Source organism: Algicella marina (assembly GCF_009931615.1).
GTDB lineage: Bacteria > Pseudomonadota > Alphaproteobacteria > Rhodobacterales > Rhodobacteraceae > Algicella > Algicella marina.
Window position 1 is genome coordinate 1,111,960 of the sequence record NZ_CP046620.1, and the last position, 23,345, is coordinate 1,135,304.

At 60.9% G+C, this 23,345-nt stretch carries 20 protein-coding genes; 6 read left to right on the forward strand and 14 right to left on the reverse strand.

Translation table 11 applies throughout. The features are described from left to right. Positions 1 to 12: 12 nt before the first annotated feature. Positions 13 to 1,320: a M48 family metalloprotease gene (locus GO499_RS05540; RefSeq protein WP_161861260.1), complete on the reverse strand. Its 1,308-nt coding sequence runs from the start codon at positions 1,318 to 1,320 to the stop codon at positions 13 to 15. Between the two features lie 86 nt (positions 1,321 to 1,406). Between GO499_RS05540 and GO499_RS05545 the strand changes: the two genes are divergently transcribed. Beyond that, on the forward strand, positions 1,407 to 2,552 hold the full coding sequence (locus GO499_RS05545; RefSeq protein ID WP_161861261.1) for a pyridoxal phosphate-dependent aminotransferase: 1,146 nt from the start codon (positions 1,407 to 1,409) through the stop codon (positions 2,550 to 2,552). Here the strand turns inward: GO499_RS05545 and GO499_RS05550 are convergent. From GO499_RS05550 to GO499_RS05570, 5 genes are all read right to left on the reverse strand, one after another. Next, positions 2,543 to 3,775 (reverse strand): M23 family metallopeptidase, encoded by a 1,233-nt coding sequence (locus GO499_RS05550; protein WP_161861262.1) that lies wholly within the window; start codon positions 3,773 to 3,775, stop codon positions 2,543 to 2,545. The two genes, GO499_RS05545 and GO499_RS05550, sit on opposite strands and share 10 nt — an antisense overlap. 45 nt (positions 3,776 to 3,820) lie before the next feature. Then, on the reverse strand, positions 3,821 to 4,447 hold the full coding sequence (locus GO499_RS05555) for a protein-L-isoaspartate(D-aspartate) O-methyltransferase (protein WP_284154976.1): 627 nt from the start codon (positions 4,445 to 4,447) through the stop codon (positions 3,821 to 3,823). A 10-nt stretch (positions 4,448 to 4,457) separates the two neighbouring features. Continuing rightward, complete coding sequence (gene surE, locus GO499_RS05560) at positions 4,458 to 5,249, reverse strand: 5'/3'-nucleotidase SurE (RefSeq protein WP_161861264.1); 792 nt, start codon at positions 5,247 to 5,249, stop codon at positions 4,458 to 4,460. A gap of 108 nt (positions 5,250 to 5,357) precedes the next feature. Continuing rightward, positions 5,358 to 6,026, reverse strand: a complete 669-nt coding sequence (locus GO499_RS05565) for a DsbA family oxidoreductase (protein ID WP_161861265.1) — start codon at positions 6,024 to 6,026, stop codon at positions 5,358 to 5,360. After that, positions 6,023 to 7,558, reverse strand: coding sequence for a class I adenylate-forming enzyme family protein (locus GO499_RS05570; RefSeq protein WP_161861266.1), 1,536 nt, complete (start codon positions 7,556 to 7,558; stop codon positions 6,023 to 6,025). The genes GO499_RS05565 and GO499_RS05570 overlap by 4 nt, the downstream gene beginning before the upstream one ends. Positions 7,559 to 7,816: 258 nt before the next feature. Here GO499_RS05570 and GO499_RS05575 point away from each other — a divergent pair, with 258 nt between their 5' ends. Next, positions 7,817 to 8,839 carry a Hint domain-containing protein gene (locus GO499_RS05575; protein WP_161861267.1) on the forward strand — a complete coding sequence of 341 codons (1,023 nt, stop codon included), beginning with the start codon at positions 7,817 to 7,819 and terminating at the stop codon, positions 8,837 to 8,839. A gap of 7 nt (positions 8,840 to 8,846) precedes the next feature. Here the strand turns inward: GO499_RS05575 and GO499_RS05580 are convergent, their stop codons facing one another. Together GO499_RS05580 and GO499_RS05585 are read right to left on the reverse strand one after the other, a co-directional pair. Then, complete coding sequence (locus GO499_RS05580) at positions 8,847 to 9,884, reverse strand: patatin-like phospholipase family protein (protein ID WP_161861268.1); 1,038 nt, start codon at positions 9,882 to 9,884, stop codon at positions 8,847 to 8,849. Beyond that, positions 9,881 to 10,666 carry a 3-hydroxybutyrate dehydrogenase gene (locus GO499_RS05585; protein ID WP_161861269.1) on the reverse strand — a complete coding sequence of 262 codons (786 nt, stop codon included), beginning with the start codon at positions 10,664 to 10,666 and terminating at the stop codon, positions 9,881 to 9,883. Before GO499_RS05585 ends, GO499_RS05580 begins: the two co-directional genes overlap by 4 nt. A 293-nt stretch (positions 10,667 to 10,959) precedes the next feature. Here GO499_RS05585 and GO499_RS05590 point away from each other — a divergent pair, with 293 nt between their 5' ends. After that, positions 10,960 to 12,762, forward strand: a complete 1,803-nt coding sequence (locus tag GO499_RS05590; protein ID WP_284154903.1) for an extracellular solute-binding protein — start codon at positions 10,960 to 10,962, stop codon at positions 12,760 to 12,762. Here GO499_RS05590 and GO499_RS05595 read toward each other — a convergent pair whose 3' ends face one another. From GO499_RS05595 to GO499_RS05610, 4 genes are read right to left on the reverse strand one after another with little or no spacing between them, the layout of a single operon-like run. Beyond that, the gene (locus GO499_RS05595; RefSeq protein WP_161861270.1) at positions 12,763 to 13,365 is read right to left on the reverse strand and encodes a LysE/ArgO family amino acid transporter; all 603 of its coding nucleotides are present in this window, start codon (positions 13,363 to 13,365) and stop codon (positions 12,763 to 12,765) included. It abuts the gene before it with no gap. A 4-nt stretch (positions 13,366 to 13,369) separates the two neighbouring features. Next, on the reverse strand, positions 13,370 to 14,083 hold the full coding sequence (locus GO499_RS05600; RefSeq protein WP_161861271.1) for a DUF502 domain-containing protein: 714 nt from the start codon (positions 14,081 to 14,083) through the stop codon (positions 13,370 to 13,372). Between the two features lie 29 nt (positions 14,084 to 14,112). Next, on the reverse strand, positions 14,113 to 15,042 hold the full coding sequence (locus GO499_RS05605; protein WP_161861272.1) for a pseudouridine-5'-phosphate glycosidase: 930 nt from the start codon (positions 15,040 to 15,042) through the stop codon (positions 14,113 to 14,115). A gap of 4 nt (positions 15,043 to 15,046) precedes the next feature. Further along, positions 15,047 to 15,940 (reverse strand): PfkB family carbohydrate kinase, encoded by an 894-nt coding sequence (locus tag GO499_RS05610; protein ID WP_161861273.1) that lies wholly within the window; start codon positions 15,938 to 15,940, stop codon positions 15,047 to 15,049. Between the two features lie 312 nt (positions 15,941 to 16,252). Here GO499_RS05610 and GO499_RS05615 point away from each other — a divergent pair, with 312 nt between their 5' ends. Continuing rightward, positions 16,253 to 17,272 (forward strand): nucleotidyltransferase family protein, encoded by a 1,020-nt coding sequence (locus GO499_RS05615; RefSeq protein ID WP_161861274.1) that lies wholly within the window; start codon positions 16,253 to 16,255, stop codon positions 17,270 to 17,272. A gap of 12 nt (positions 17,273 to 17,284) precedes the next feature. On the opposite strand, the gene GO499_RS05620 is transcribed toward GO499_RS05615, so the two are convergent. Then, positions 17,285 to 17,734 (reverse strand): nucleoside deaminase, encoded by a 450-nt coding sequence (locus tag GO499_RS05620; RefSeq protein WP_161861275.1) that lies wholly within the window; start codon positions 17,732 to 17,734, stop codon positions 17,285 to 17,287. Positions 17,735 to 17,925: 191 nt separating this feature from the next. Further along, positions 17,926 to 21,084 (reverse strand): G8 domain-containing protein, encoded by a 3,159-nt coding sequence (locus GO499_RS05625; RefSeq protein ID WP_161861276.1) that lies wholly within the window; start codon positions 21,082 to 21,084, stop codon positions 17,926 to 17,928. A 457-nt stretch (positions 21,085 to 21,541) separates the two neighbouring features. On the opposite strand from GO499_RS05625, the gene rpsB reads away from it, so the two are divergent. Then, positions 21,542 to 22,312, forward strand: a complete 771-nt coding sequence (rpsB, locus tag GO499_RS05630; protein WP_161861277.1) for a 30S ribosomal protein S2 — start codon at positions 21,542 to 21,544, stop codon at positions 22,310 to 22,312. A gap of 99 nt (positions 22,313 to 22,411) precedes the next feature. Further along, positions 22,412 to 23,287 (forward strand): translation elongation factor Ts, encoded by an 876-nt coding sequence (gene tsf, locus GO499_RS05635; protein WP_161861278.1) that lies wholly within the window; start codon positions 22,412 to 22,414, stop codon positions 23,285 to 23,287. Positions 23,288 to 23,345 lie beyond the last annotated feature (58 nt).

A 23,345-nucleotide genomic window follows, 5' to 3' on the forward strand; every position in this document is an offset into this window, starting at 1 on the left:
GGGCATTGTCTCCTATCTGTCGCGACCGGCAACATGAAGTATGTCCTGAGCCTGGCGCCAGCCCGCTGAACCTTCGGGGAGTTGGGCCGCCGCCCGTCTGGCATGTACACTCGCATCCTGCAGCTTGCCCTGCAATGCAAACCTTTCGGCGGTGGCGAGCGATGCCTTGCCGTTCTGGCCGGTGCGGGCATACACGATGGCGAGATCTCGGAAAGTCTGAGGATTGCGATCGTCCATGCTTCGGGCCCTTTCGAGGACCGGCAGCGCCTCCCGCGTTGCGCCGTCCTGATCGACAGCGACGAGGGCGCGTCCCAGGCCGGACAGGATCTGTGCTTCATTCGGAGCCAGCGCCGCTGACTGCCTGTAAGCACGGACAGCCTCGCCGGCCTTGCCGTTCTCCAGCAGAAATTGGCCTTTCAGTTCCCAGTAATATGGATCTTTCGGGCGGGCCTTGATCAGCGAATCGACTGTTGCCATTGCCCTCCGTATATCCGGGCGCTGATGATAGGCGACTGCGCGGGCGAGGGCGCCGATCTCTGTCTTGTCATCCTTGTACTGGCTCAGAGTTCTATCCGGCGTTCCGATAAAGCCGTTGAACTTGGCCACCATGCGGGCATGCCAGTAAGAAATTGCAGGATCTTCCGTGCGCGGGGCAGGGGCATTGGCCACCCGGTCTTCGAGATAGCGCATACGATCACGCCAGAGTGGGTGTGTTCGGACATAGGGGTCTGCACGCGACTGCGACAGGATCTCCTGGCCGCTGAACATCTTCATCACTTCGATAATGGCATCGGCATCTGCCCCGGCGGCGATCATGTAGCGCAAGCTCGCCTGATCAGCACTTGATTCCTCGGCCCGGTTGTGGCTCAGGAAATCGCGCAGAGCCGCCTCCTGCGTCAGGCCACCGACGGCCAGTGCGCCGCGCCCGCCGCCAGCTGCGGCGGCCGCCACTGCCAGCAGTGCGCCAATGCCCGCGACCCCTCGTGTCTGACGCAGTTTCTCGTTGCGGCGAGCGATATGACCACCGGTGATATGGCCGGTTTCATGCGCGATAACGGCGCGCAACTGGTCCACCGTCTTGAGCCTCCGCAGCATGCCGGTGTGAATAAAGATATTGTTGCCCCCGGCGACAAACGCGTTCATTCGCGGGTTGTCGATGATGTATATGTCCACCTGCGAGGGGGACAGACCGGCAGCACGGAAAATCGGATCGGCAATCATTCCGAGTGTGCGCTCGATCTCCGCATCCCGGATAAGACCCTGCGCGAAGGCAGCGCCTGGCATGAGAAGACCGATACAGGCGATCCACGCAACAGCCATTCGCAGTCCGTGTCGAACCCCTTGCATGACAGCCGCCAAAATGAGACCCCTCCCCATCGGATTTGGCGAAGAATAGGGCGAAGAAGATGCGGGTTTCAAGGCGCGGTGACGTGGCTCCGTTCATCGTGATGGACGTGATGGAGGCGGCGCGGCAGGCCGAAGTGGCGGGCGCCGACATTGTTCATATGGAGGTAGGACAGCCTTCGACACCTGCGCCTGCACCTGCGTTGGCCGCCTTGGCGAGAGCTATGGAATCCGGCCCACTGGGCTACACCGTCTCACTCGGAATGCCGGAGTTGAGGCGTGGGATTGCCGGGCTCTACCAGCGCTGGTACGGGCTGGATATAGACCCCGAGCGGGTGGTGGTGACTGCCGGATCTTCGGCCGCCTTCCAGTTGGCCTTCCTGTCTCTGTTCGATGCTGGTGAGAAGGTTGCCATCGGCGATCCCGGCTATCCCAGTTACCGTAACATTCTCAAGGCCCTGAGCCTTGTTCCGCAGGCAATTGAAACCACGGCGGAGCATCGCTTCCAACCCGTGCCGGAAACCTTGCCGGAGGATGCGGCGGGCCTGTTGGTGGCCAGTCCGGCCAATCCGACCGGCACAATGCTCGATAAATCTGCGCTGACAGCGTTGATCCGGGCGGCAGAGGCAAAGGGAATCGCCTTCATTTCCGACGAAATCTATCATGGTATCCAGTACGGCCCGCGTGCTGTCAGCGCGTTGGAGGTGAGTGATGAAGTGTATGTCATCAACTCGTTTTCCAAGTACTTCTCGATGACGGGATGGCGAATCGGCTGGATGGTTGTCCCGGAAGCTCATATTCGCAGGGTGGAACGGCTGGCGGCGAACCTCTTCATCTGTGCGCCCCATGCCAGCCAGGTCGCGGCACTGGCGGCACTTGGGGCGCATGAGGAACTGGCCCGGAACGTCGAGACTTATGCAGCTAATAGAGCCCTGCTTCTGGAGGGACTTGGCAAGGCGGGGTTCACGGATTTAGCACCGCCGGACGGAGCGTTTTATCTCTATGCCGATACCGCGCATCTGGCATCGAACAGCCATGACCTTAGTGCGGAAATCCTGCGGGAGGCGCATGTCGCGGTGACACCGGGCCTCGACTTCGACCCCGCGCGCGGAGCACGAACGCTGAGGTTTTCTTATGCTGGCTCGACGGAGCGAATGCAGGAAGGTCTGCTGCGCCTCCAACGCTGGTATCAGGCGCGTCAGAGGTAAGGCGTGGGGTCGACGCTTTCGGTGCCGCGGCGAATTTCAAAGTGAAGGTTCGGCGGCGAGCCGTCTGCAACAACGCCGATTTTCTGCCCACGAGAAACCTTGTCGCCCTTGGACAGCGACACATCTGTCACGCGGCCATAGACCGTCAACAGGTCATTGGCGTGCCGGACCAGCAGAATTGTGCCGAGACCGCCGAGCGATTTGGAAACCAGCGCGACTTCGCCGTCTTCCGCAGCAACGACGTTGGTACCGGCAGCCGCCGCGAAATCGATGCCTTCGTTCTTGTCCGCGCCTTGCGGCGAATAGCCCCGAAGTATGCCAGCGCCGGCAATGGGAGCCAGAAACTTGCGGTCTGCACCGGGAGGGGTGCGCGTTGAGCCGAGGTTGGGCGACTCGGGAGCAGCAACTGCATCAATGTCCTGATCCGCGGGCAACGGTGTTTGCGCGGAGGGTGGTGCTGGAACGACGGACGGAGTTCCCGGGTCATTGACGACAGGCTCCGGCTCCGGCGTGATCGCGGCTTGTTGCTGGGAAGCCGGCTGTTGGGCCGGCACGCGGCGCGTATCCGTTACCGGTATCAGCAATTCCTGGTTTTCGCGGAGTGCCATTTCCGGCCCCAGACCGTTCCAGGAGGCAAGCGAGGTTACGGAGACATTGTAGAGACGAGCGATAGAGAACGCCGTTTCGCCTGCGCGGACGCGGTGACGGATCGGGTCGATCACCGTTCCGGTCTGTCCATTGCTGAACGGGTTATTCGTTGCAGTCCCGCCGCTGGCAGACCCACCGGCAGGCGGCAGGGTCGTTGTTGAAAGATCCGAGGTGTCGATAGCCGAATTGACGAGATCCGGGCTCCACGGCTGCACCGTCGCCGGCGTTCCGCCGACATCGCGCGGCAATGCAAGCACCTCTCCGCTTCGGGGGGAGTAGGTGACCGGCAGTCCATTGTGGGTGGCGATTTCTTCGGGGCTAAGACCGACGCGGGCCGCCATGGCCGGAATGGTGTCGCCCTCGCGTGCAACGATGACCTGGTAGTTGGCATAGGTGATTACGCCGCGGCTGTCCGGTGCGGGTCTCGGCAGGGCATTGTCCGCACCGCCGCTGTTGTCCTGGCCGAAGAAGTTTCCGACTGCGCCAAGGTTTGGCATGCTGTCACAACCGGCCAGAGCCAAAGATGCCACCAGCAGCGATGTGGTGGCCAAACGTGAATTTCTGATACCTGTCATCTCTACCGCCCGTATCGTCCTTGCCAGGCCCCTTTGCGGGTGCCGTTATTCCGGCGTATCCTCTGCCATTCCTTCCAGTAGAGGTACAAAGCGCACGTCCCCCAAGGTCTGGTAGTCATACCCGTCTTCAAGTTTTACCACCTTGAGAAGGGTTTGCACAGTGTCCGATTGCCCGACGGGCAGGACCATAATGCCACCGGGGCGAAGCTGCGCCAAAAGGCCCGCCGGTGGATCTTCGGCGGCGGCGGTGACGAGGATGCGGTCGAAGGGGGCCTGATCGGGCAGGCCCAGAGTTCCGTCGGCGGCGATCACGGTCACATTGGTCAAATCCAGTTCCTGCATCACGGCGCGGGCGGTTCTGGCCAGCGGTCGGTGCCGTTCAGTTGTGTAGACCCGCCGGGACAGTCGCGACAGGATGGCGGCCTGGTAGCCGGAGCCGGTGCCGATTTCCAGCACCTTGCAACGTTTATCCAGTTCCAGTGCCTGTGTCATCAGGCCAACCACGGTCGGTTGACTGATCGTTTGACCGCAGGAAATCGGAAGAGGCACGTTTTCGTAGGCACGATCCTTGAAAATGCCGGAGAGGAAGGCACCACGTGGCGTTTTCTCGATCGCTTGCAGAACGTCCTTGTCGCGCACGCCAGCCATGCGCAGGGTCATGACCAGTTCCATGACCTGTGCTTCAGTCACCGAGCGCCGCCTCCAGCGCTGGCAGGGCATCGCGGGCCGTCAAATCGGCGCGAAGCGGTGTAACGGTAGCATAGCCGTTCAGGCATTCGCGGCTGTCGCTGCCGGGCTCCGTCTGGGCGTTGCCCTTGCCGTGGCCAAGCCAGAGATAGCGACGCATGTTCGGGGCTTCCTGCGGTATGACGCCGAAACTCGGTTCCGGCCTGTGGCCCTGAAACGTAGCCTTGCAGCCCTTCACATCGGCCATGTCGCCGACAGGAGGAAAGTTTATGTTGTAGAAGACGCCGTAGCGGTTGTCTGCCCAGGCTGCCTTGGCAAGCAGGTTGCCGATGATGCCCGTCGCAAGATTGCGTGCGGCTAGAAATTCGTCGGGCGCACCGCGATTGTCCGGGCCGAAATACTGAGACATGGCGATAGCCTTGTGACCATGCATGGCGGCTTCCATGGCCGCGCCGACCGTCCCCGAGTAGAGGGTATCTTCGGCAACATTGTGACCCTTGTTGACACCGGAGAGGACAAGGTCCGGCGGGCAATCGGCCATGACATCTCCCAGTCCGGCCAGAACGCAATCCGCCGGACTGCCCTCAACCGCGAAACGGTGGGTGCCGAACCGTTCAATCCGCATCGGGCGGACGAAAGAAATGGCATGACTGACGCCGGATTGTTCGAATGCGGGAGCGACAACCCAGACTTCGCCATCCGGCCCGGCAATTGCCGCGGCGATTGCCTCGGCCACGGCAAGGCCCGGGGCGTTAATGCCGTCGTCGTTGGTCACAAGGATACGCATGCCAGCCCCCGGTCTGTCGTTCTCCCTGTGTTCTAAGCGGGTGGTTGTCGAGGGTCCAGAGGCGAAAACCCTGCCGCCACGTGTGTGGCAGCGATGCCGCGCCGTCTTTCAGTGCAGCTTGTCGGTGGATGCAGTGGCCAACTGTTCTGAGGCTGCCATCAATTCATCGATTACCCTCAGCCAGACATCCTTGTCCTGCGCGCCGGGTACGGCATAGCGCCCACCGACAATGAATGTAGGCACACCCGTCACCCCCATCCTGCGGGCCTGTTCGTCTTCGGCACGGGTTTCCGCAACATCGGCGTCACCAGTCAGGAGGCGGGCAACCACTTCGCTTTCCATTCCGGCCGTCTTGGCCACGGCGACAAGCACCTCGTGATCGGATATATCCTGACCTTGCCGGAAATAGCGGTCGAACAACTGACTTACGACAGCGCCTTGCCTGTCCTCAACCTTCGCCCATTTGATTAACCGATGGGCGTCGATGGTGTTGGGGGTGCGTTTCATTTTCTCGAAGTCGATTTCCAGGCCCGCGGCCTCAGCTGCCTGTGCGATCTGCGAATAGACCTTCACCGCGCCTTCCTTGCCGCCGAACTTGGCCTCCAGATAGGCGCGCCTGTCCATGCCTTCGGCTGGCATATCGGGGTTCAACTGAAACGGCCGCCAGTGGATGTCGAAAGCGAAGTCGGGCCGCTCCGCCAGTGCCTTTTCCAGCTTGGATTTGCCGATGTAGCACCAAGGGCAAATCGGATCGAAAATGATGTCGAGTACGGTCATGCGGGCTCCTTCCATCCATGCGCCTCCATCAGGGCATGCCGGTCGACCTTTCCCCGCGCGGTTCGCGGCAGGGCATCAAGGAAGACGAATTTTCTCGGTTGTTTGTACCGTGCGAGCATCTGGGCGCAATGGCGAGACAGGTCTTCATCCGCTATTGTGAAGTGGGGCACAAGGAAGGCGGCGAGCACGGAAACATCCGCGCGCACGGGCAGGGACAGAACGCAGGCTTCCGCCACGGCCGGATGGGAGGTGAGCACGGCTTCCACCTCAGCGGGCGCAATACGGTAGCCTCCGGTTGTGAGCAGCGCGTCACCGCGGCCCAGATAGGTGATGTGCCCGTCCTCCCGCATCGCGGCCCTGTCACCGGTTATGAACCAACCATTTTGCGAGGGCAGAGAAGGTTTGCCATCCTGCCAGTAGCCGAGCATCAAGCCCGGGTCTTCCTTGGAGACGGCGAGCCGGCCGGGCATGTCCCATGCTGTTGGTCGCGCTGTGTCATCCTCCAGAATCGCAACAGACCGGCCAGTTTGAGGTCGGTAGAGTTCTGGTTGCTCCGGGCTTTGGGAGATATAGGTCGACACCTCGGACATGCCGAGCGCTTCCAGCAGCGGCAGTCCTGTCTCGGTCTCCCAGATCACCCGTATGGAGTTGGGCATCGCCTCGCCGGCTGCAAGGCCATGCCGCAGGGTGCGGAATGCTTCCGGCCTGAAAACATCCGGCTTCAGGATCTGGCGATAGACACCCGGTGCGGCGGCGAACAGTGTTGGCGAGAACCGCTCGGCAAGGTCAGCCCAGACGCCGGGGTATTGTCTGCCGGTATAGATCAGAGCTGTAGCGCCGATCGCCCAAGGGTCCATGAGTCCCGCACCGAGTGTATAGGTCCAGTTAAACGCGCCGGCATGCAACATCCGGTCACCTGCCCGAAGCCCATACCAGTCCTGCCACATCATCCGCCGGGCAAAGGCCGCACGGTGTGCGTGGACGACGGCTTTGGGCCTGCCGCCTGTTCCGGACGTAAAGACAATGTAGGCGGGATCGTTGGCGCAAGTCTCCGCGAACTCGGAGGGCCGTTCGCCGCGCATTTGCCGAAACTCGGCAAGCGGCAGACGTGTGGCCGATGATGGCAGTTCCCTGTCATTTTCGGCAATTGTCAGTCTCGGCGACAGCGTTTCATGCATCACCTGCAGTTCCCTGAGCGTTGCCATCGGTGAGACCGGGACGGGCAAAGCACCCATGCCGCTGGCGGCGAAGAAGGCAATCGGAAAGTCGAGACTGTTGCCGAGACAGACGAAGCATCGGTCGCCCGGGCGCAATCCACGCGCCGCCAGACCCGTCATTGTGGCCATTACGGCGTTCTGAAGATCGGCCCGCGTGAAAGCCTCCGGCGCTTCGGCTGCGCTTGTGACAATCTCAAGCAGGATGTCGCTGTCACTGCCTGCCGTGGATGGGCAGAGGGCATGCCGCGCGAGGTTGAAACTGGCGGGTGGAATAGGGGCAGGGGATTGCTGCCAGATTGCATGTCTGCCGGCCATGGCTGGGCTCCCTTCACAGTTTCGACTGCCGTTGTGAACGTCGAACCGAGACCAATTGCAAGGATGTGAACCAAGGTTTCTGAAACTTTTTGAGGTGAGCATGCGTATCTTTGAGGAATCCGCAGATGAGCGAGAAACCGCTTTCTTTCTCATGAAATTAACCAGTCAAGGATCACGTGCTTGACCCGTTCGTCAGCAAAAGTTAACGCCTGTTAACGATATGGGTAGTGATCCTTATATATACGGAGATGTAGTTCGATGCCGACATTCACGTTCTTTGAAAGGCACCCTGTCTTTGATATGGGCCTTGGGGCCACCACCGGTGGAACGGTTACCATTCCAGAGGATATTTACGACGACGTCGGTACAGTCGTTACCGCAGGCAACGATGATGCCTACCTGGAAGACTTCGATCATGTGAGTGGCAACAACGGGCGTGACGAGGATGCGGACATCACCCTCTCCGACGGCACCTTTATCGACAACACCGGGATTAACCTGGAAGCGACATGGACGCTGGAATGGACCGATCAGTTCGGGGCTACCCAGTCAGTCTTGATCGGCCATTTCGAGTACGGGCCTTCCGATGGTAACCAAACATCTGGAATCATTGCCAACGGCCCGCTGCCACCTGCGGGAACGGAGGTGACTATAGCGGCCTATGACAGCCTGCCGAACAACGACGATGTCGATGCGATCGCCTATACCGATATCACAACGGAAATCGCCTGCTTCGCAGCAGGTACCAGAATACAAACCCGGCGTGGAGAGATCGCCGTGGAGGATCTTCGTGCCGGTGATCTGGTGCGAACGATGGACGATGGCTGGCAGCCGATCCGCTGGATTGGGTCTGCAAAAGTGGCCGCCCAGGGTGCATTTGCCCCAGTGGTTATCACCGCCGGTGCTCTCGGCAATTCGCGTGATCTAATCGTATCACCCTGTCACCGGGTCTTGCTGACTGGCTGGCGTGCACAGGCGATCTTCGACCAGAAGGAGGTGCTGGTTACGGCTCGTCAGCTTGCAGGCCGGGACGATATCTACGTGCGCGAAGGTGGCGAGGTTGAATATTACCACATCCTTTTCGACCGCCATCAGATCATCTTCGCGGAGGGCGCGGCAACAGAAAGCTTTCTGCCTTCGGCCAAGACGCTGGATCCAATGTCCGAACAGGTGCGTGACGAGATCTTCGCGCTATTCCCGGAACTGGCGGTGGATGGTGCGGGCTTTGCCCCTGCACGCAGGGCACTGGCCGATTTCGAAGCCGGTCTGCTCGCCGGCTGAGGCGGCATCAGGAAAACATCGCCCTGAGATCAACGGAGCTTCGTTTGCCTGCATTGGCGCGAAGCTCCGCCATGAACTCGTCCATGCGGGACCTTCCGGCCACTTTCAGAATGTCCAGCAGTTGCCGGTTTGGCGTCAGCTTGGTCGTGGCGCTGAGCTGGTTCATAAGGTCGTCGTCCATTACGGAATGGATGAACACGTCCTTCATGGTGTTACGACTGACGGCGCCATCCTCGATCAGGCGCTTGACGAAGTCGATCGCCCGCAACTCCCTCAGCAGTGAGGAGTTGAAACTGATCTCGTTTATCCGGTTCATGATTTCGATAGCCGTATGCGGAACGACATCCCGGTGGATGGGGTTGATGTGTACGATCAGGATGTCCGACGTCTCGGTTTCGTAGAACAGGGGAAACAAGGCGGGATTACCAAGGTAGCCGCCATCCCAGTAGGCTTCGATCTCACCGGTTTTCTCGTCGGGAATTTCCACAGCCTGATAGAGCGTCGGCAGGCATGCGGAGGCGAGAAGTGGGTCGACGCCGATATCCTTGCCGGAGAAGACCTTGATCTTTCCGCTGCGCACGTTGGTGGCGGAAATGAACAGTTTCGGCCCGTGTTCGGAGCAGACGTCATCGAAATCGAAGAACTCCTCCACCAGCGGCCGCAGCGGGTGGATGTTGAGCGGGTTCAATTCGTAGGGTGAGAACATCCGCGTCATGGCATCCGCGGCGAGAAATGCCGGGCTGCGCTCCACAGTGCGGGCAAAAAATGCTGGTGACGGGGTGAAGGCCTCGAACCAGTGGAGCACATCCAGAGAGCCGAGAGAAGACAGTGACTGCCAGAATGCGTCAAGCGCGGCTCTTGCGCCTTCGTTGCCCCCCTGAACCCAACCGGATTTTATCGCGGCGGCATTCATCGCACCGGCGGACGTGGCAGTAATTCCCTCGATCTCGATGTCGTCTTCCTCAAGCAAACGGTCGAGTACGCCCCAGGTGAAGGCGCCGTGTGCGCCTCCGCCCTGAAGTGCGAGGTTCAGCTTGATGGTCACAATGCTGTCCATCCGCCATCGACGGAGATCGTGGTGCCGGTTATCTGGGCAGCGGCGTCGGAGCAGAGGAAAGCCACGGTGCCGCCCAACTGCTCGGTGGTGGCGAACTCCTTGGACGGCTGCCGCGCCAGCAACACCTCGCGGATCACCGTCTCTCGATCCATTCCGTACTCCTTCATCGTATCGGGAATCTGCGCTTCGACCAGCGGCGTCAGTACGTAGCCGGGGCAAATGGCGTTGCACGTGATGGGATCCTCGGCCGTCTCCAGCGCTATCACCTTCGAAAGGCCGACGACGCCGTGCTTGGCTGCTACATACGCGGATTTGAAGGGAGATGCCGTCAGGCCGTGGGCGGAGGCGATGTTGACGACCCGGCCCCAGCCGTTCTCTCGCATCAGCGGCACGGCTGCCGCAGCGGTGTGAAACGAGCTGGAGAGGTTGATGGCGATAATTGCATCCCACTTTTCGGGCGGAAAGGTGCCGATTGCTTCCACGTGTTGAATGCCAGCGTTGTTGACCAGGATATCGACCTTGCCGAACGCTTCGACTGCCTTTTCTACCAGGGCGCGGCACTCATCGCCCTTCGACATGTCGGCCTTGATATACTTGGCTTGGGCACCGGTTTCGTCAGAGATCTTCTTGGCAAGCTCGTGATCTTCGTCGGTGTCTGTGAACGAGTTGATCACCACATTGATCTTCAATTTTGCCAACTCCTCGGCAATTCCGAGGCCGATACCAGAGTTGGAGCCGGTGATGACGGCAGTTTTGCCTGCAAGATCCATGAGAACGCCCCTATGATTGCGTGATGTTGCGCTGCTGCAAACATATGTTGCGGTTGCGAATAAGCAAAGGGGGGAGTGGTTGGGGGCGTGAGAGGCATCACCCACCGTCAAAAAAAACGCCCTCACGAGGAGGGCGTTAAGTTATTGAGGCAGGTTTCATACAGGCAAGAAACCTATCGAGCAGTGCCTTAGTTATACGAAATCTAACGCCGCACTCCAAGATAAAAATTTATCTCATTGAAACAGCACCGTATGCTTGGCCTCAACTGTGCAAAACAGACAGGGGAAAAACAATGTTCAGAGCAGCAGGACAGGCAGGATTGTCGGCCGTGATAATCGGTGTGTGCAGCGTCGGAATCGCGGCGGCGCAGCCAAAACATGGCATTTCCATGTACGGAACGCCCGAATTGCCGCCCGGATTCGTCTCCCTTCCGTATGCGAACCCGAAGGCACCGAAAGGCGGCAGGATGGTTGTGGGAGAGGTTGGCGGTTTCGATTCCATGAACCCCTACATCCTGAAAGGCGAGGCTCCGTACAACATCCGCAGCCATGTCGTGGAAACACTTCTGGGACGCAGCTGGGACGAATCATTCACGCTTTACGGGCTGTTGGCCGAATCGGTGGAGACAGGTCCGAACCGCGAATGGGTTGAATTCCACCTCCGGCCGGAGGCCAAATTTTCTGACGGTTCGCCCGTGACGATCGAAGATGTGATCTGGTCGTTCGAGACCTTGGCCGAGAAGGGGCATCCACGCTACCGGTCGAGTTGGGAGAAGATCGATCGGTACGAGCGGGTAGGTGAGCGGGGGATCCGTTTCGACTTCAACACCGTGGACAACGAGTTGCCGCTAATACTCGGCCTGCGACCGATCCTGCGCAAGGCGGACTGGGACGGACGCGACTTTGCAGAAAGCTCCCTCGACCGGATTACCGGTTCCGGACCCTACATCGTTGGCGAATTCGAGCCGAACCGGTATGTCGAGTTCGTTCGCAATCCAGATTATTGGGGCAGTTCAGTGCCTTATAATCAAGGCCTAAACAACATTGACACCATCCGATACGAATACTTCACAGATGCAAACGTCGTTTTCGAAGCCTTCAAGGCCGGCGAGCTCTCTTACTTCCGAGAGGGCAACCCGGCAAAGTGGAAGACCGATTACAGTTTTCCGGCGGCGCTGAATGGTGACGTGGTGAAGGAGGAGATCCCGCACCGGCGGCCAGCTGGCATGGAAGGTTTTGTCTTCAATACCCGGCGCGAGATCTTTTCTGATTGGCGGGTGCGTGAGGCGCTGATCCAGGCCTTCAACTTCGAATTCATCAATCAGACGATGAACGACAGTGTTTATCCGAGGCGGACGAGTTATTACGCCAACTCCGATCTGGCGATGAGCCATGACGCGGCTGAAGGAGCGGTGAAGTCACTTCTCGAGCCGTTTGCCGATACCCTGGTTCCCGGAACCATGGAGGGCTACAGCCTGCCTGTCGCTGATATTGCCGGACGCAACCGGAGCGGCTTGCGGGAAGCGCGTCGGCTGTTGCAAGAGGCCGGCTGGAGGGTCGACGACGCTGGCGTCCTGCGGAACGGGTCCGGTCAGGCTTTCGAATTCACGGTGCTTTTGAGATCGGATCGCAATGAGGCGATTGCCAATATGTATGCGGAAATGCTGGCTAGGCTGGGCATCACCATGCGTCAGGAACTTGTCGACAGTGCGCAACACAACACCCGCAAGTCCGACTATGACTACGATATGATGGTCAATGTCTGGGGACTTTCGCTCTCACCCGGCAATGAGCAGTACCTGTATTGGGGCCGTGACGGAGTGAACACGCCCGGTACACGCAATTACATGGGCATGGACAGTGTCGCGGCCGAAGCGATGATAGATACAATGCTCACGGCCGAAAGCCAGAAGGAGTTCGTCGCGGCGGTCAAGGCGCTGGATCGCATCCTGATGGCCGGGCGGTATGTGGTGCCGTTCTGGTTTTCCGATGTGTCGCTGGTGGCGCACACGGCGGAAATGAAGCATCCCGAGGCATTGCCAATCTATGGAGACTGGATCGGGTTCCTGCCCGAAGTCTGGTGGATTGAGGAGTGATCAGTGGAGCGCGAGGCTGAGCGCCAGAACAAGCATCAGCAGGCCGATGCCTGCGTCTAGTATCTGCCACGCACGCGGGCTTTGCAGGAGTGGTGCGAGGAGACGCGCACCGTAACCCAAGCCGAAGAAGAACACGAAGGAGGCGCTGATTGCGCCTCCGCCGAATGCAAGCTTCGCGGAACCTTCAAAGGGAACGGAGACGGCGCCAATCAGGGCCAGTGTATCCAAATATACGTGAGGGTTGAGCCATGTGAAGGCAAGGCAGGTGAGCAAGGCCTTCCTCAGCGGTTCGGCTTCGCCTGAGAGCGCCAGCGCCGCCTGTGGCGCGCGGGCGGCGTTGAGCCGGCTGACGCCGTAGCCGGTGAGAAAGGCGACGCCCAGCCAGCGCATCAAGTCCGGCAGCCATGGCGTGGAATCTGCGATCGCCCCGAAGCCGGAGACGCCTGCGGCGATCAGAATTGCATCGGATGTAGCGCAGGTGAGACACACCCAGAACACGTGCGCCCGGCGCAGGCCTTGCCGCAGTACGAACGCGTTCTGGGCGCCGATCGCGAGGATGAGGACGAAACCGGTCGCGAAGCCCGTGGACGCGGCGTTGAGCATCAGTTCAAGAGGCGTTCTTGATCGGTTTTACAGTCTTCGCCGATTGAATTGCCTGCCCGCCTTCGGGCGGTAGAACGAGACCGGCGGAAATGACCAGCTTGGCCGCATCCTCAACAGACATGTCCAGCGGGAGGACATCGCGCTTCGGAACGAAAAGCAGGAAACCGGAAGTCGGATTTGGCGTGGTCGGCAGAAAGACGCTGACCATTTCCGTTTCTCCAGCCTTTACAGGTACTTCGCCGAAAGTGTCGGTGGAGACGAAGGCCACGGCCCAGATGCCCTTGCGCGGATATTCGACGAGGCAGGCTTTCTGGAAAGACTGGTTGGACTGGTTGAGAATGGTTTCGACGATCTGTTTGACGCCGTTGTAGATCGAGCGGATGATCGGAGTGCGATCAAACAGGCTCTCGCCCCAGCGGATGATCTGGCGGCCGAACAGGCCTTTGGTCAGGGCACCGACGAAGGCGGTGAATAGTACAAAGACGACGACGCCGAAGCCGAACAGGTTGCGCCCGAAGTATGTGGCGGGATTGTAGAAATCCGGCACGAGCGGCAGGACGCGGGCGTCCACGAAGTTGACGACTGTCATCACGACCCAGATCGTCAGCATTACCGGAGCAACGATGACGAGACCGGTCAGAAAATCAGTACGAAACCGCTGAAGAAACGTGGGTTTCCTGCGGATCTTCTTCGCTCTCGGTTTCGGCTTGGTGGCCATGGACGCGCCTTTCTGATGCCCGGTTGTATTTAGGTAAAGCTTTGCCCGGGCGCAATGTTTCGGAACGCGGGAGCGCCGGCTATCCGGGCGGCGAGGCGGGCGTTGTTCTTTACGAGGGCAATATTGGTGGCGAGTGACGCGCCGTTGGTCAGATCGAAGATGCGGGACAGAAGGAATGGTGTGACATCCTTGGCGGTGATGCCTTGGGCTGTGGCTTCATCCAGAGCCTGAGTGATAACTGGCTCCATGATTTCGCGTGTGATTTCATGCTGTTGCGGCACAGGGTTGGCGATGAGCTGGCCGCCGGGCAGGCCGAGAGTGCGGCGCATTTGATGGGCGGCGGCGATGTCTGCCGGGGTGTCGAGGCGCAGTGGGCTGGGATGGCCGCTTTCGCGGGACCAGAAGGCGGGAAAGTCGTTCTGACCGTAGGTAATGACGGGAACGCCTTTCGTTTCAAGAACTTCCAGTGTCTTGGGGATGTCGAGAATGGCCTTGGCTCCGGCGGCGACAACGGTAACCGGGGTTTCAGCAAGCTCGGTTAAATCTGCAGAGATATCAAAGGTTTGCTCGGCCCCTCTGTGAACGCCGCCAATGCCGCCGGTGGCGAAGACGGGGATGCGGGCGAGATTGGCGGCGATCATCGTGGCGGCGACGGTGGTGGCGCCGGTAATTCCAGAGACGAGTGCAGGTGCGAGATCGGCGCGCGACAGTTTGGCGGCACCGTCGGTTTTGGCAAGGAATTCAAGCTCTTCCGAAGAAAGACCGATATGGATTTTACCGGCGATGATGGCGATGGTGGCCGGGGTTGCGCCTTCGGCTCGGATGACGTCTTCGACTTCGCGGGCCATTTCCAGGTTCTGCGGATATGGCATGCCGTGGGTGATTATCGTGCTTTCCAGGGCGACGATCGGGCGGCCTTCGGCGCGAGCCGTGGCGACTTCGGCGGAAAATTCTAACATAAAATCAATCTTTCAAACTACTGATATGATTGCAGGAAGCGACGATAGCGGCGGCGAGAGCAGCATTAGGGCTGGCGCCGTTCAGTTCAGCCGAGAGGTGGGCGGCGAGGAAGATGTCGCCGGCGCCGGTGGTGGTGTGCGCTTCGGTTGGCGGCGGTGTCTGGCTGATCGTGGGTTGGCCATTGGTCGAGACGGCCGCGGTGCGGGGGCCGTCGGTTACGATGGCGGTGTCGGCTCCGGCCTCGGTGAGCGCTTCTGCAGCGTCGATCGCCGAGCTAAACCCTTGAGCGAGAATGATTTCCGCCTCGGTTCGATTGACATAGAGACGTCCGCCGTGAGCCTCGATTACAGGGGCGAGGCGGCTGGCCTTGCCGGGGCTGGCGGGGACGAAGACCATGGTGGCGGAGGCGGTTTCGGGGGTGCTGAGCAGGGCCCGTAGGGTGGCTTCCGGAAGGTTGCCGTCGGCGATAATGTGGCCGCTGTAAGTGTCGGGTATAGAAGAAAAAAGTCCGTTTCGAAGCGGGGCAAAAACTCCCTCGCCGGTTCGTTCCAGGGCGGCACAGTCGGCGATGGCGGCGAAGACCTCTCCGTCGGGATCCTCTACGGCGAGATAGGTGTCGGTCGGGGCGTCGCCACGGGTGAGGAACGCGGTGCCGACTCCGGCATTTGCGATCTCTGCCACCAAGGCGTCGCCGGTGGGATCATTGCCGATATAGCTCATGATTTCAACAGCTTGACCCTGTCGTGCGAACTCCAGTGCGATGTTGAGGGCGACGCCGCCCATGCGCCGTTCGATCCGTCCGGGTACGTCGAAACCGGGGCGGAGGTCGCGGCTGGAATGGGCGATGATGTCCCACATGGCGGAACCGATGCAGAGAAGGGGGGCGCGTGTTTTCATGGTATGGGTTTTGTATGGTTTTGGTATGGTTTTGGTAGTGCAAAACGTCCGGCGACGGCTGAATTTTTGCCGAAAGGTAGGCAGAATGCTTACCTGTAAGGTAATGTCGCGCTTACCTGAGTACCGGGTTCGGAATTTGCGAGAGAAGGTAATGAAAAATCTTACCTTCTAGGTAATGACATGCTTACCCGAGGCTGCGTGAGCGGGCTTCAGCGACGCTTTGTGGAAGTGATTGTGCCCTACAAAAAATAGTTTGTAGGGTATCATTGTAATCTGTTATACCCTACGTGAAATTTTTTGTAGGGTAGAGCCATGGTCGCACATCACAGTCACATTGGCACGGCTGCCTGGTCCGATCTTCTGCGGCTGCTGAAGGATGCGCAGGTTTCCGATCTGCGCGGCTCGCCGAAGCTGAAGACGGTTGGGAAGAAAAAATACTGGTACGACCAGTACCGGATCGGGACGGAAGTTGTTGATCGTTATATCGGCGAGGACAACGCGGCGCTACGGGAGCGGTTGCAGCGGCATCGGGAACTGGCGGAAACGCTGAAGGCCAATGAACGTGAACGCGCGCGACTGATGCGGGTGCTGCGGGCAGAAGGTTACCTGATGGCGGATGCGCAGACGGGGCAGGTGGTCTCGGCGATGGAGCGGGCCGGTGTTTTCCGACTGGGCGGTACATTGGTAGGCACCCAGGCGTTCCGTCTGTACGAGGGAGAGCTTGGCATCCGGATCGGTTTCGGAGAGTCGGCGGTGACGGATGATATCGACATCGCCAGTTTCGAGCGGCTTTCACTGGCGCTTGGCGACACCGTCGCCGAGGCTCTGCCAGAGGTGTTTTCACAACTGAAATTCGACCCGGTGCCACCACTGGTGAAAAACAAGGTCTGGCGCTGGCGGCAGACCAACCGGGCGACGCTGGTGGAGTTCCTGACGCCGTCCTTCGAGGAGGACGAGGGCATTCGCGATCTTCCGGCCCTTGGTGTCAGTGCGCAGAGCCTGCATCATCTGAACTACCTGATCGCCGAGCCGGTGCGGACGCCGCTGCTCTATCGCGCCGGTACGCTGGTGCAGATTCCGAGGCCTGAGCGGTTCGCGATTCACAAGTTGATCGTTGCCGACCGGCGCAAGGATGGGCTGGAGCGGCTGAAGGCGCGCAAGGATCGGGCGCAGGCGGCAATGCTGATCGAAGTGCTGGGCGAGGAGCGTCCGGCGGATCTGGCGGAAGCCTATGAAAGCGCGCTTGCGCAGGGGCCTGCGTGGCGGGAGCGGCTGGCCAATTCGTTGCGCCAGATGCCCAAGACGCGCGAGCGGCTGGACGCCATCGTCTGACGGGGGCGAAGATCAGTCCTCGGCGATATCCTCGGCCCAGAGTTCGGGCTTTTCCTCGATGAAACGGGTCATCAGGGCGATGCAATCGGGATCGTCGGCAATGATGACCTTCACGCCCCGGCCTTCGAGAAAACGTTCGTTGCCGCCGAAAGTCTGGTTTTCGGCGATGACGACGCGGGGAATGCCAAACTGGATGATGGTGCCGGAACACATCATGCAGGGGGACAACGAGGTGTAGAGCGTGGTGTCGCGATAGGTTTTCTGTCGGCCTGCCTTGCGCAGGGCATCCATTTCTCCGTGGGCGATGGGGTCGCCGCCTTGAACGCGCTGGTTACGACCCTGGGAGACAAGGGTGTCGCCGCGGGCGAGGACGGAGCCGATGGGGCAGCCGCCTTCATTGAAACCGGCCAACGCCTCCTCATATGCGATGCGCAGGAAGCGTTTGTCGGTCTCGGTCAGCATGTCAGGTCTCTCCGGCAGTGGTGGGTGGCGCGGAAACATTCGCGCCCGCCAAGCTGAAGCCTTCGGGGCCGGGGGTGTCAAGGCACCGCGGTGCCGTTACGCCCGAAGAGATGGGCAAACCGCGGGATTGCCGGTTTTTGATGCGTGGTCCCCGGCCACGAAGGACGGCCGTGGCGCGATGGTGGCAACTGTCAGGCGAGCAGGAAATCCTCGCGGTCGATCAGCCCGGCGGCGCCTTCGATGACGATGCTGTCGCTGCCGTATGTGACGACGGCATCGCCGCCGCTGGCGGTGACGGTAATCTCGGAATAGGCGAGACCCGTGGGACGGAGGTTGATCAGGTCGATGCCATCTGCAAAGTCCAGGATGGCATCGTGGCCGTCGCCGAGGGCAAACTGGAAGATGTCGCGGCCGTTGCCGCCGGTGAGGGCGTCGTTGCCGGTATTGCCAACGATCCTGTCGGCACCGCCGCCGCCGTTGATGGCATCGTCGCCGCTGCCGCCGCGAAGGAAATCGTCGCCGCCGCCGCCAAAGACACGATCCGAGCCCGCGCCGCCGAAGACCTTGTCGTCGCCATCGCCGCCGAAGAGGCTGTCGTCTCCGTCCATGCCGGCGATCCTGTCGGCGCCGTCGCCGCCGCTGGCCCGGTCATTGCCGGTGCCGCCGCGCAGGAGATCTTCTCCGGCGCCACCGCTGAGCCTGTCATTGCCGATGCCGCCGGACAGCGTATCGTCGCCATCGCCCCCGTCCAGCCAGTCGGCGGAGCGGTAACCGTAGAGCATGTTGTCGCCGGCGTCGCCGGTGATGTGATCGCGTGCGCCGCTGCCGGTGAGAGCCACGCCGGGTTCGGTGACGGTGATCGTCAGCCAGGCTTCGGTGTAGCCGCCGAGACCGTCGGTGACCCAGTATTTGACTGTCTCTGTTCCCGACCAGCCTATGTGCGGGCGGAAGGTGACTGTGCCGTCGCCGTTGTCGAAAATCTGGCCGTTGAGCGGCTGGACGATGCCGTCAACCCAGACGGCGCCGCCCTCCGGATCGCTGTCGTTGCCGGCGAGGTCGATGACGAGATCGGCACCACCGGTCGTCACGACGCTTTCATTCCGGGTTTCGGGCGGGGCGCCGTCAAGATCCACCTCGCCGCGATAGACGGCATCGGCATAGCCGAAGTGAGGACTGCCGAGGGGCACGTTGTCATCGAGGTAGACCGGGACGACGATCTTGTAGATCTCGCCGGTCAGCCTGTCGGAGAAATACTGTTCGAGGATGAAGACCCGTTCGCCGCTGGTCGTGGTGAACCAGCCGTCGGTTTCGAGTATATGGACGACCTGATCGCGGTTGACCGAATAACTGTCGGAGCCGGCGGGCACCGGGACGGTGCCGAGGCTGTCGGTCTTGGTGCCGGAAATCTCAACCCGGCGGGCACCGGGATCGGGATAGCCTTCGCGGTAGGTGAGCGGGCCGTCGAATTCCACGGAGAACTCGGTGGCGGGCAGGGTGGAGCTGTCGATGATCCTGTCCCACATCGGATCATAGCCCGCGACCTCCACCGGTGTGTCGGAGAAGGTGCCGTCGACGACCATGAACTGCTTGAGGTCCTGGCCGAGGCTGTCATCCGTCCAGACATGGGAGAGGAAAATGCCGCCATCGTTGAAGCCGGAGGCGGAGATGTCGATGAGAATGATGTCGGAGGCGTTGTTGCCGACGAAGACGCCGTAACGGGAGCCGATGAAGGGTGCGTCGGCGCGGGCCACCAGATCGAAGTTCTGGAGGATGTAGTGGGAGGTGTACTGGATCTCGACGCCCTGCATGACGTTCCAGGCGGTGAAATCGGTGAGCAGGGAATGGATGTCGTGGCCCTGGTTCGGGTTGGCCTTGACGACGTGGAGGCCTTCGCGGGAGGCGAAGGTTTCGTTGTCGTGGAAATTGAGGATGGGGGCGTCATCGACGGTGATGGAGCGACGGCCCTCCAGCGGCTCGGGCAGCTCGAAGGAGCCGGGATCGAGAGAGAGGTTGCCGGGTTCACCCGGATGGTCGGCGGTGGCGCCGCGGTGGAAGTAGACAAAACCGGTGTTCACAGAGGCCGCGACGTTGCCGGTGGCCTGCACCATGCGACCCTGGAACCAGAAACCGTCGCCCGTCTGGCCGAGGTCGAAGTTGTCGAGGTCGTTGCCGTTCTTGGGCTGGGCCCAGCTGTTGCCCTGGGCATAGATGGCGATGTTGTCCGTCCAGATGCCGATCTCGTTGCCCGTCTCGGCCACGTAGCCGGCGCCGAAGGTGTTGTAGGTGGCGTTGTTGTGGACGGTGGCGTTGGAGTTGTGGTGGACGATACCCCAGCCGGGCGAGCCGAAGACGGCGTTGCCGAGGGCTATGGAGGGATTGTCGGCATCATCGACACCGTTGGAGTGGAAGTGCAGCGGGTAGCGGGACTTGACGTTGGTGTCGAAGGAGGTGGTCTCGTACTCGCTGTCCATCAGTGCGGTTTCGGATTTGTCGGTACGGCCGAGCTCGTCGAAGGCGGCGTAGCGGACATCGCTCTCGCGGTTGTGGAGCATGACGTGGCCGCGTTCATGGGTGGCGCTGTCGGCACCGTCCTCGGACGAGAAGGTGACGGAGCGGGAGTAGTTGGCCACCGATATCTTGAGGTCTTCGCGCGGCGTGTCGTGATCGTGGACGAGAGGCGGATCGAAGGTGATGGTATCGCCGTCGATGGCGGTGATGGTAACGACCTCGTCCTCCGGCTCGTAGTGGCGGGTCGCGCGGATGGAATTGTCCCACGCATATCCCTTGTACTCCGAGCCCGCGATGACGAGAGTGTCGCCCACTTCCCAGCCGATGGGGGCCTCCGCCAGTGTCATGGTGGTGTCGCCGGTCATCGGATCTTCGGCAACCTTGTGATGGGCGGACGTTTCCTCGCCGTGCACCTCCACCTCGCCGAGGGCAACAAGGCCGCGGGACACGAGGGAGGGATCCCATGTGGTATCGATGGGACCATTGTTGGCAAATACGATATCGGCGGTCACGCCGCCGTCGATCGGGTTTTCCTCGGTACCGATCGTCAGCTTGCCCTCGGGCGCGACGACGATGGTATCGACAACCATCGTGGTGTCGGTTTCGGTCGAAAAAGTGAGATCGCCATCGACGCGGACGGTGAAGAGCGAGGCGTCGCTGTCCATATCGTAGGTGACTTCGATGCCGTTGGAAATGACCACCCGTGCATCCGCGCCCGGAACCTCGCCGCCTTCCCACGTGCCGGGATCGGACCATGCGCCATCGTTGACCGCGACATGCGTCGCTTCCGCCGGATCCACGAGATCGAGGATCTGGCTATGGTGGCCCATTTCTTCTTCCATCGACGGTATCCCCAAAGATAATGATTTTCAGATACTTGGCGAAATGGTTAACGTACGTCAACAAAATTGGCGTGAGTTTGTGGCCGGAAGTGTTAACGACTAGTGACAGATTGGCAGGCGAAGATTTCATGAGCGGAAAATCGCCTGTGCGTGGAGTTCTCGGGGCTTGAACGTATTGCCGCGCGACCGCGGCGGGCTCCGGGTTGCCGGCATCGGCCAGGTTGATGCGCCTGCATTTTCGCCCCACGTTTCGCCCAGCCCCCGGCAGCGGGCGCAGGAAAAACAGAGCTTTGGCCCTTGCGCCCGTGTGACTGCCGGTATATGGACCGCGCACGAAATCCACAGGCGGGGCCGGGTTCGAGGGGGAGACATCCTTGAGAATCCACCGGTTGGGGGCAGGGCCGAAGGGCGCTTCTTCTGATCCCCGCTGAGGCGAAACCGGAAAAGGAAAAACGCAATGGCTCTTCCCGAGTTCTCTCTGCGTCAGCTGCTGGAAGCTGGCGTTCACTTCGGCCACCAGACCCACCGCTGGAACCCCCGCATGGGCCAGTACATCTACGGTGACCGCAACGGTATCCACATCATCGACCTGACGCAGACCGTGCCGATGCTCGACGCGGCGCTGAACGTGGTGCAGCAGACCGTTGGCAAAGGCGGGCGCATCCTGTTCGTCGGCACGAAGCGCCAGGCGCAGAAAGCCGTCTCCGATGCGGCCGAACTGTCCGCACAGTATTACATGAACCACCGCTGGCTTGGCGGTACGCTGACCAACTGGAAGACGGTTTCCGCCTCGATCGCGCGGTTGAAATCCATCGACGAGCAGATGGAAGGCGGGGCCGAGGGCCTGACCAAGAAGGAACGCCTGCAGATGGAGCGGGAGCAGACCAAGCTTCAGGCGTCCCTGGGCGGTATCCGTGACATGGGCGGCGTGCCGGACCTGATCTTCGTGATCGACACCAACAAGGAAGCGCTGGCGGTGCAGGAAGCCCGCAAGCTGGGCATCCCGGTGATCGCGGTTCTGGATTCGAACTCCAACCCCGAGGGTATCGACTACCCGATCCCCGGCAACGACGATGCGGCCCGCGCAATCTCGCTCTACTGCGACCTGATCGCGCGTGCGGCGCTGGACGGCATGGCGGCACAGCTCGGCGCCTCCGGTGTCGATGTCGGCGAGATGGAAGAAGCCCCGGTCGAACAGGCCGTGGCCGAGGAAGCGGCAGCCGAATAAGGCTGCGCTGCCACTGTCTTTGAACTGTCGCAGTGCCAAGCTATGGCCTGCGACAGCCCCCGCCGATGGCGGAAACCCGATGTATGAAGGAGAAGCGTGATGGCAATCACGGCGGCAATGGTGAAAGAACTGCGCGATCAGTCCGGCGCGGGCATGATGGACGCAAAGAAGGCCCTGACGGAAACCGACGGTGACATGGAAGCGGCGATCGACTGGCTGCGCACCAAGGGTCTGGCGAAGGCGGCGAAGAAATCCGGGCGCACGGCAGCAGAGGGCCTGGTGGCCGTGGCTGTCGAGGGCGGCAAGGGTGTGGCTGTCGAAGTCAACTCCGAGACCGATTTCGTGGCCAAGAATGCCGAGTTCCAGACCATGGTTGCCGGCATTGCCAAGGTGGCGCTGGGGGCGGCGGATCATGCGGCGCTGCTGGCTGCTGACATGGGTGGCAAGAGCGTCGAGCAGGTCGTGGCCGAGAAGGTCGGCACCATCGGCGAGAACATGACCGTGCGCCGCATGGCATCCGTCGAGGGTGAAGTCGTCGCGTCCTATGTTCATAACGCCGCGGCGACTGACATGGGCAAGATCGGAGTGCTGGTGGCGGCCAAGGGCAGCAATGCAGATGTCGCCAAGCAGGTCGCGATGCACATTGCAGCGACGAACCCGGCATCGCTTTCCGAGGCTGACCTAGACCCGGCGCTGGTGGAGCGTGAGAAGTCCGTCCTGACCGAGCAGGCGCGCGAGAGCGGCAAGCCGGATGCGGTGATCGAGAAGATGATCGTCGGCCGGATGAACAAGTATTTCGAGGAAGTCACGCTGCTGAAGCAGAAATTCGTGATGAACCCCGACATCACCGTTGGCCAGGCGGCCGCGGATGCGGGCCTTGAGATCACCGGTTTCGTACGGCTGGAAGTCGGCGAGGGCATCGAGAAGGTGGAAGAGGATTTCGCCGCCGAGGTGGCCAAGACCATGGGCGGCTGACGCCACCCGTCAACAGCTATTGGAAAGGCCGTACCTTCGGGTGCGGCCTTTTTCGTTC

Coding starts and splice junctions, on each gene's coding strand:
- GO499_RS05540 (WP_161861260.1), bottom strand. CDS start 1,320: ATGGCTGTTGCGTGGATCGCCTGTATCGGTCTTCTCATGCCAGGCGCT.
- GO499_RS05545 (WP_161861261.1), top strand. CDS start 1,407: ATGCGGGTTTCAAGGCGCGGTGACGTGGCTCCGTTCATCGTGATGGAC.
- GO499_RS05550 (WP_161861262.1), bottom strand. CDS start 3,775: ATGACAGGTATCAGAAATTCACGTTTGGCCACCACATCGCTGCTGGTG.
- GO499_RS05555 (WP_284154976.1), bottom strand. CDS start 4,447: ATGGAACTGGTCATGACCCTGCGCATGGCTGGCGTGCGCGACAAGGAC.
- surE (WP_161861264.1), bottom strand. CDS start 5,249: ATGCGTATCCTTGTGACCAACGACGACGGCATTAACGCCCCGGGCCTT.
- GO499_RS05565 (WP_161861265.1), bottom strand. CDS start 6,026: ATGACCGTACTCGACATCATTTTCGATCCGATTTGCCCTTGGTGCTAC.
- GO499_RS05570 (WP_161861266.1), bottom strand. CDS start 7,558: ATGGCCGGCAGACATGCAATCTGGCAGCAATCCCCTGCCCCTATTCCA.
- GO499_RS05575 (WP_161861267.1), top strand. CDS start 7,817: ATGCCGACATTCACGTTCTTTGAAAGGCACCCTGTCTTTGATATGGGC.
- GO499_RS05585 (WP_161861269.1), bottom strand. CDS start 10,666: ATGGATCTTGCAGGCAAAACTGCCGTCATCACCGGCTCCAACTCTGGT.
- GO499_RS05590 (WP_284154903.1), top strand. CDS start 10,960: ATGTTCAGAGCAGCAGGACAGGCAGGATTGTCGGCCGTGATAATCGGT.
- GO499_RS05595 (WP_161861270.1), bottom strand. CDS start 13,365: ATGCTCAACGCCGCGTCCACGGGCTTCGCGACCGGTTTCGTCCTCATC.
- GO499_RS05600 (WP_161861271.1), bottom strand. CDS start 14,083: ATGGCCACCAAGCCGAAACCGAGAGCGAAGAAGATCCGCAGGAAACCC.
- GO499_RS05605 (WP_161861272.1), bottom strand. CDS start 15,042: ATGTTAGAATTTTCCGCCGAAGTCGCCACGGCTCGCGCCGAAGGCCGC.
- GO499_RS05610 (WP_161861273.1), bottom strand. CDS start 15,940: ATGAAAACACGCGCCCCCCTTCTCTGCATCGGTTCCGCCATGTGGGAC.
- GO499_RS05615 (WP_161861274.1), top strand. CDS start 16,253: ATGGTCGCACATCACAGTCACATTGGCACGGCTGCCTGGTCCGATCTT.
- GO499_RS05620 (WP_161861275.1), bottom strand. CDS start 17,734: ATGCTGACCGAGACCGACAAACGCTTCCTGCGCATCGCATATGAGGAG.
- GO499_RS05625 (WP_161861276.1), bottom strand. CDS start 21,084: ATGGAAGAAGAAATGGGCCACCATAGCCAGATCCTCGATCTCGTGGAT.
- rpsB (WP_161861277.1), top strand. CDS start 21,542: ATGGCTCTTCCCGAGTTCTCTCTGCGTCAGCTGCTGGAAGCTGGCGTT.
- tsf (WP_161861278.1), top strand. CDS start 22,412: ATGGCAATCACGGCGGCAATGGTGAAAGAACTGCGCGATCAGTCCGGC.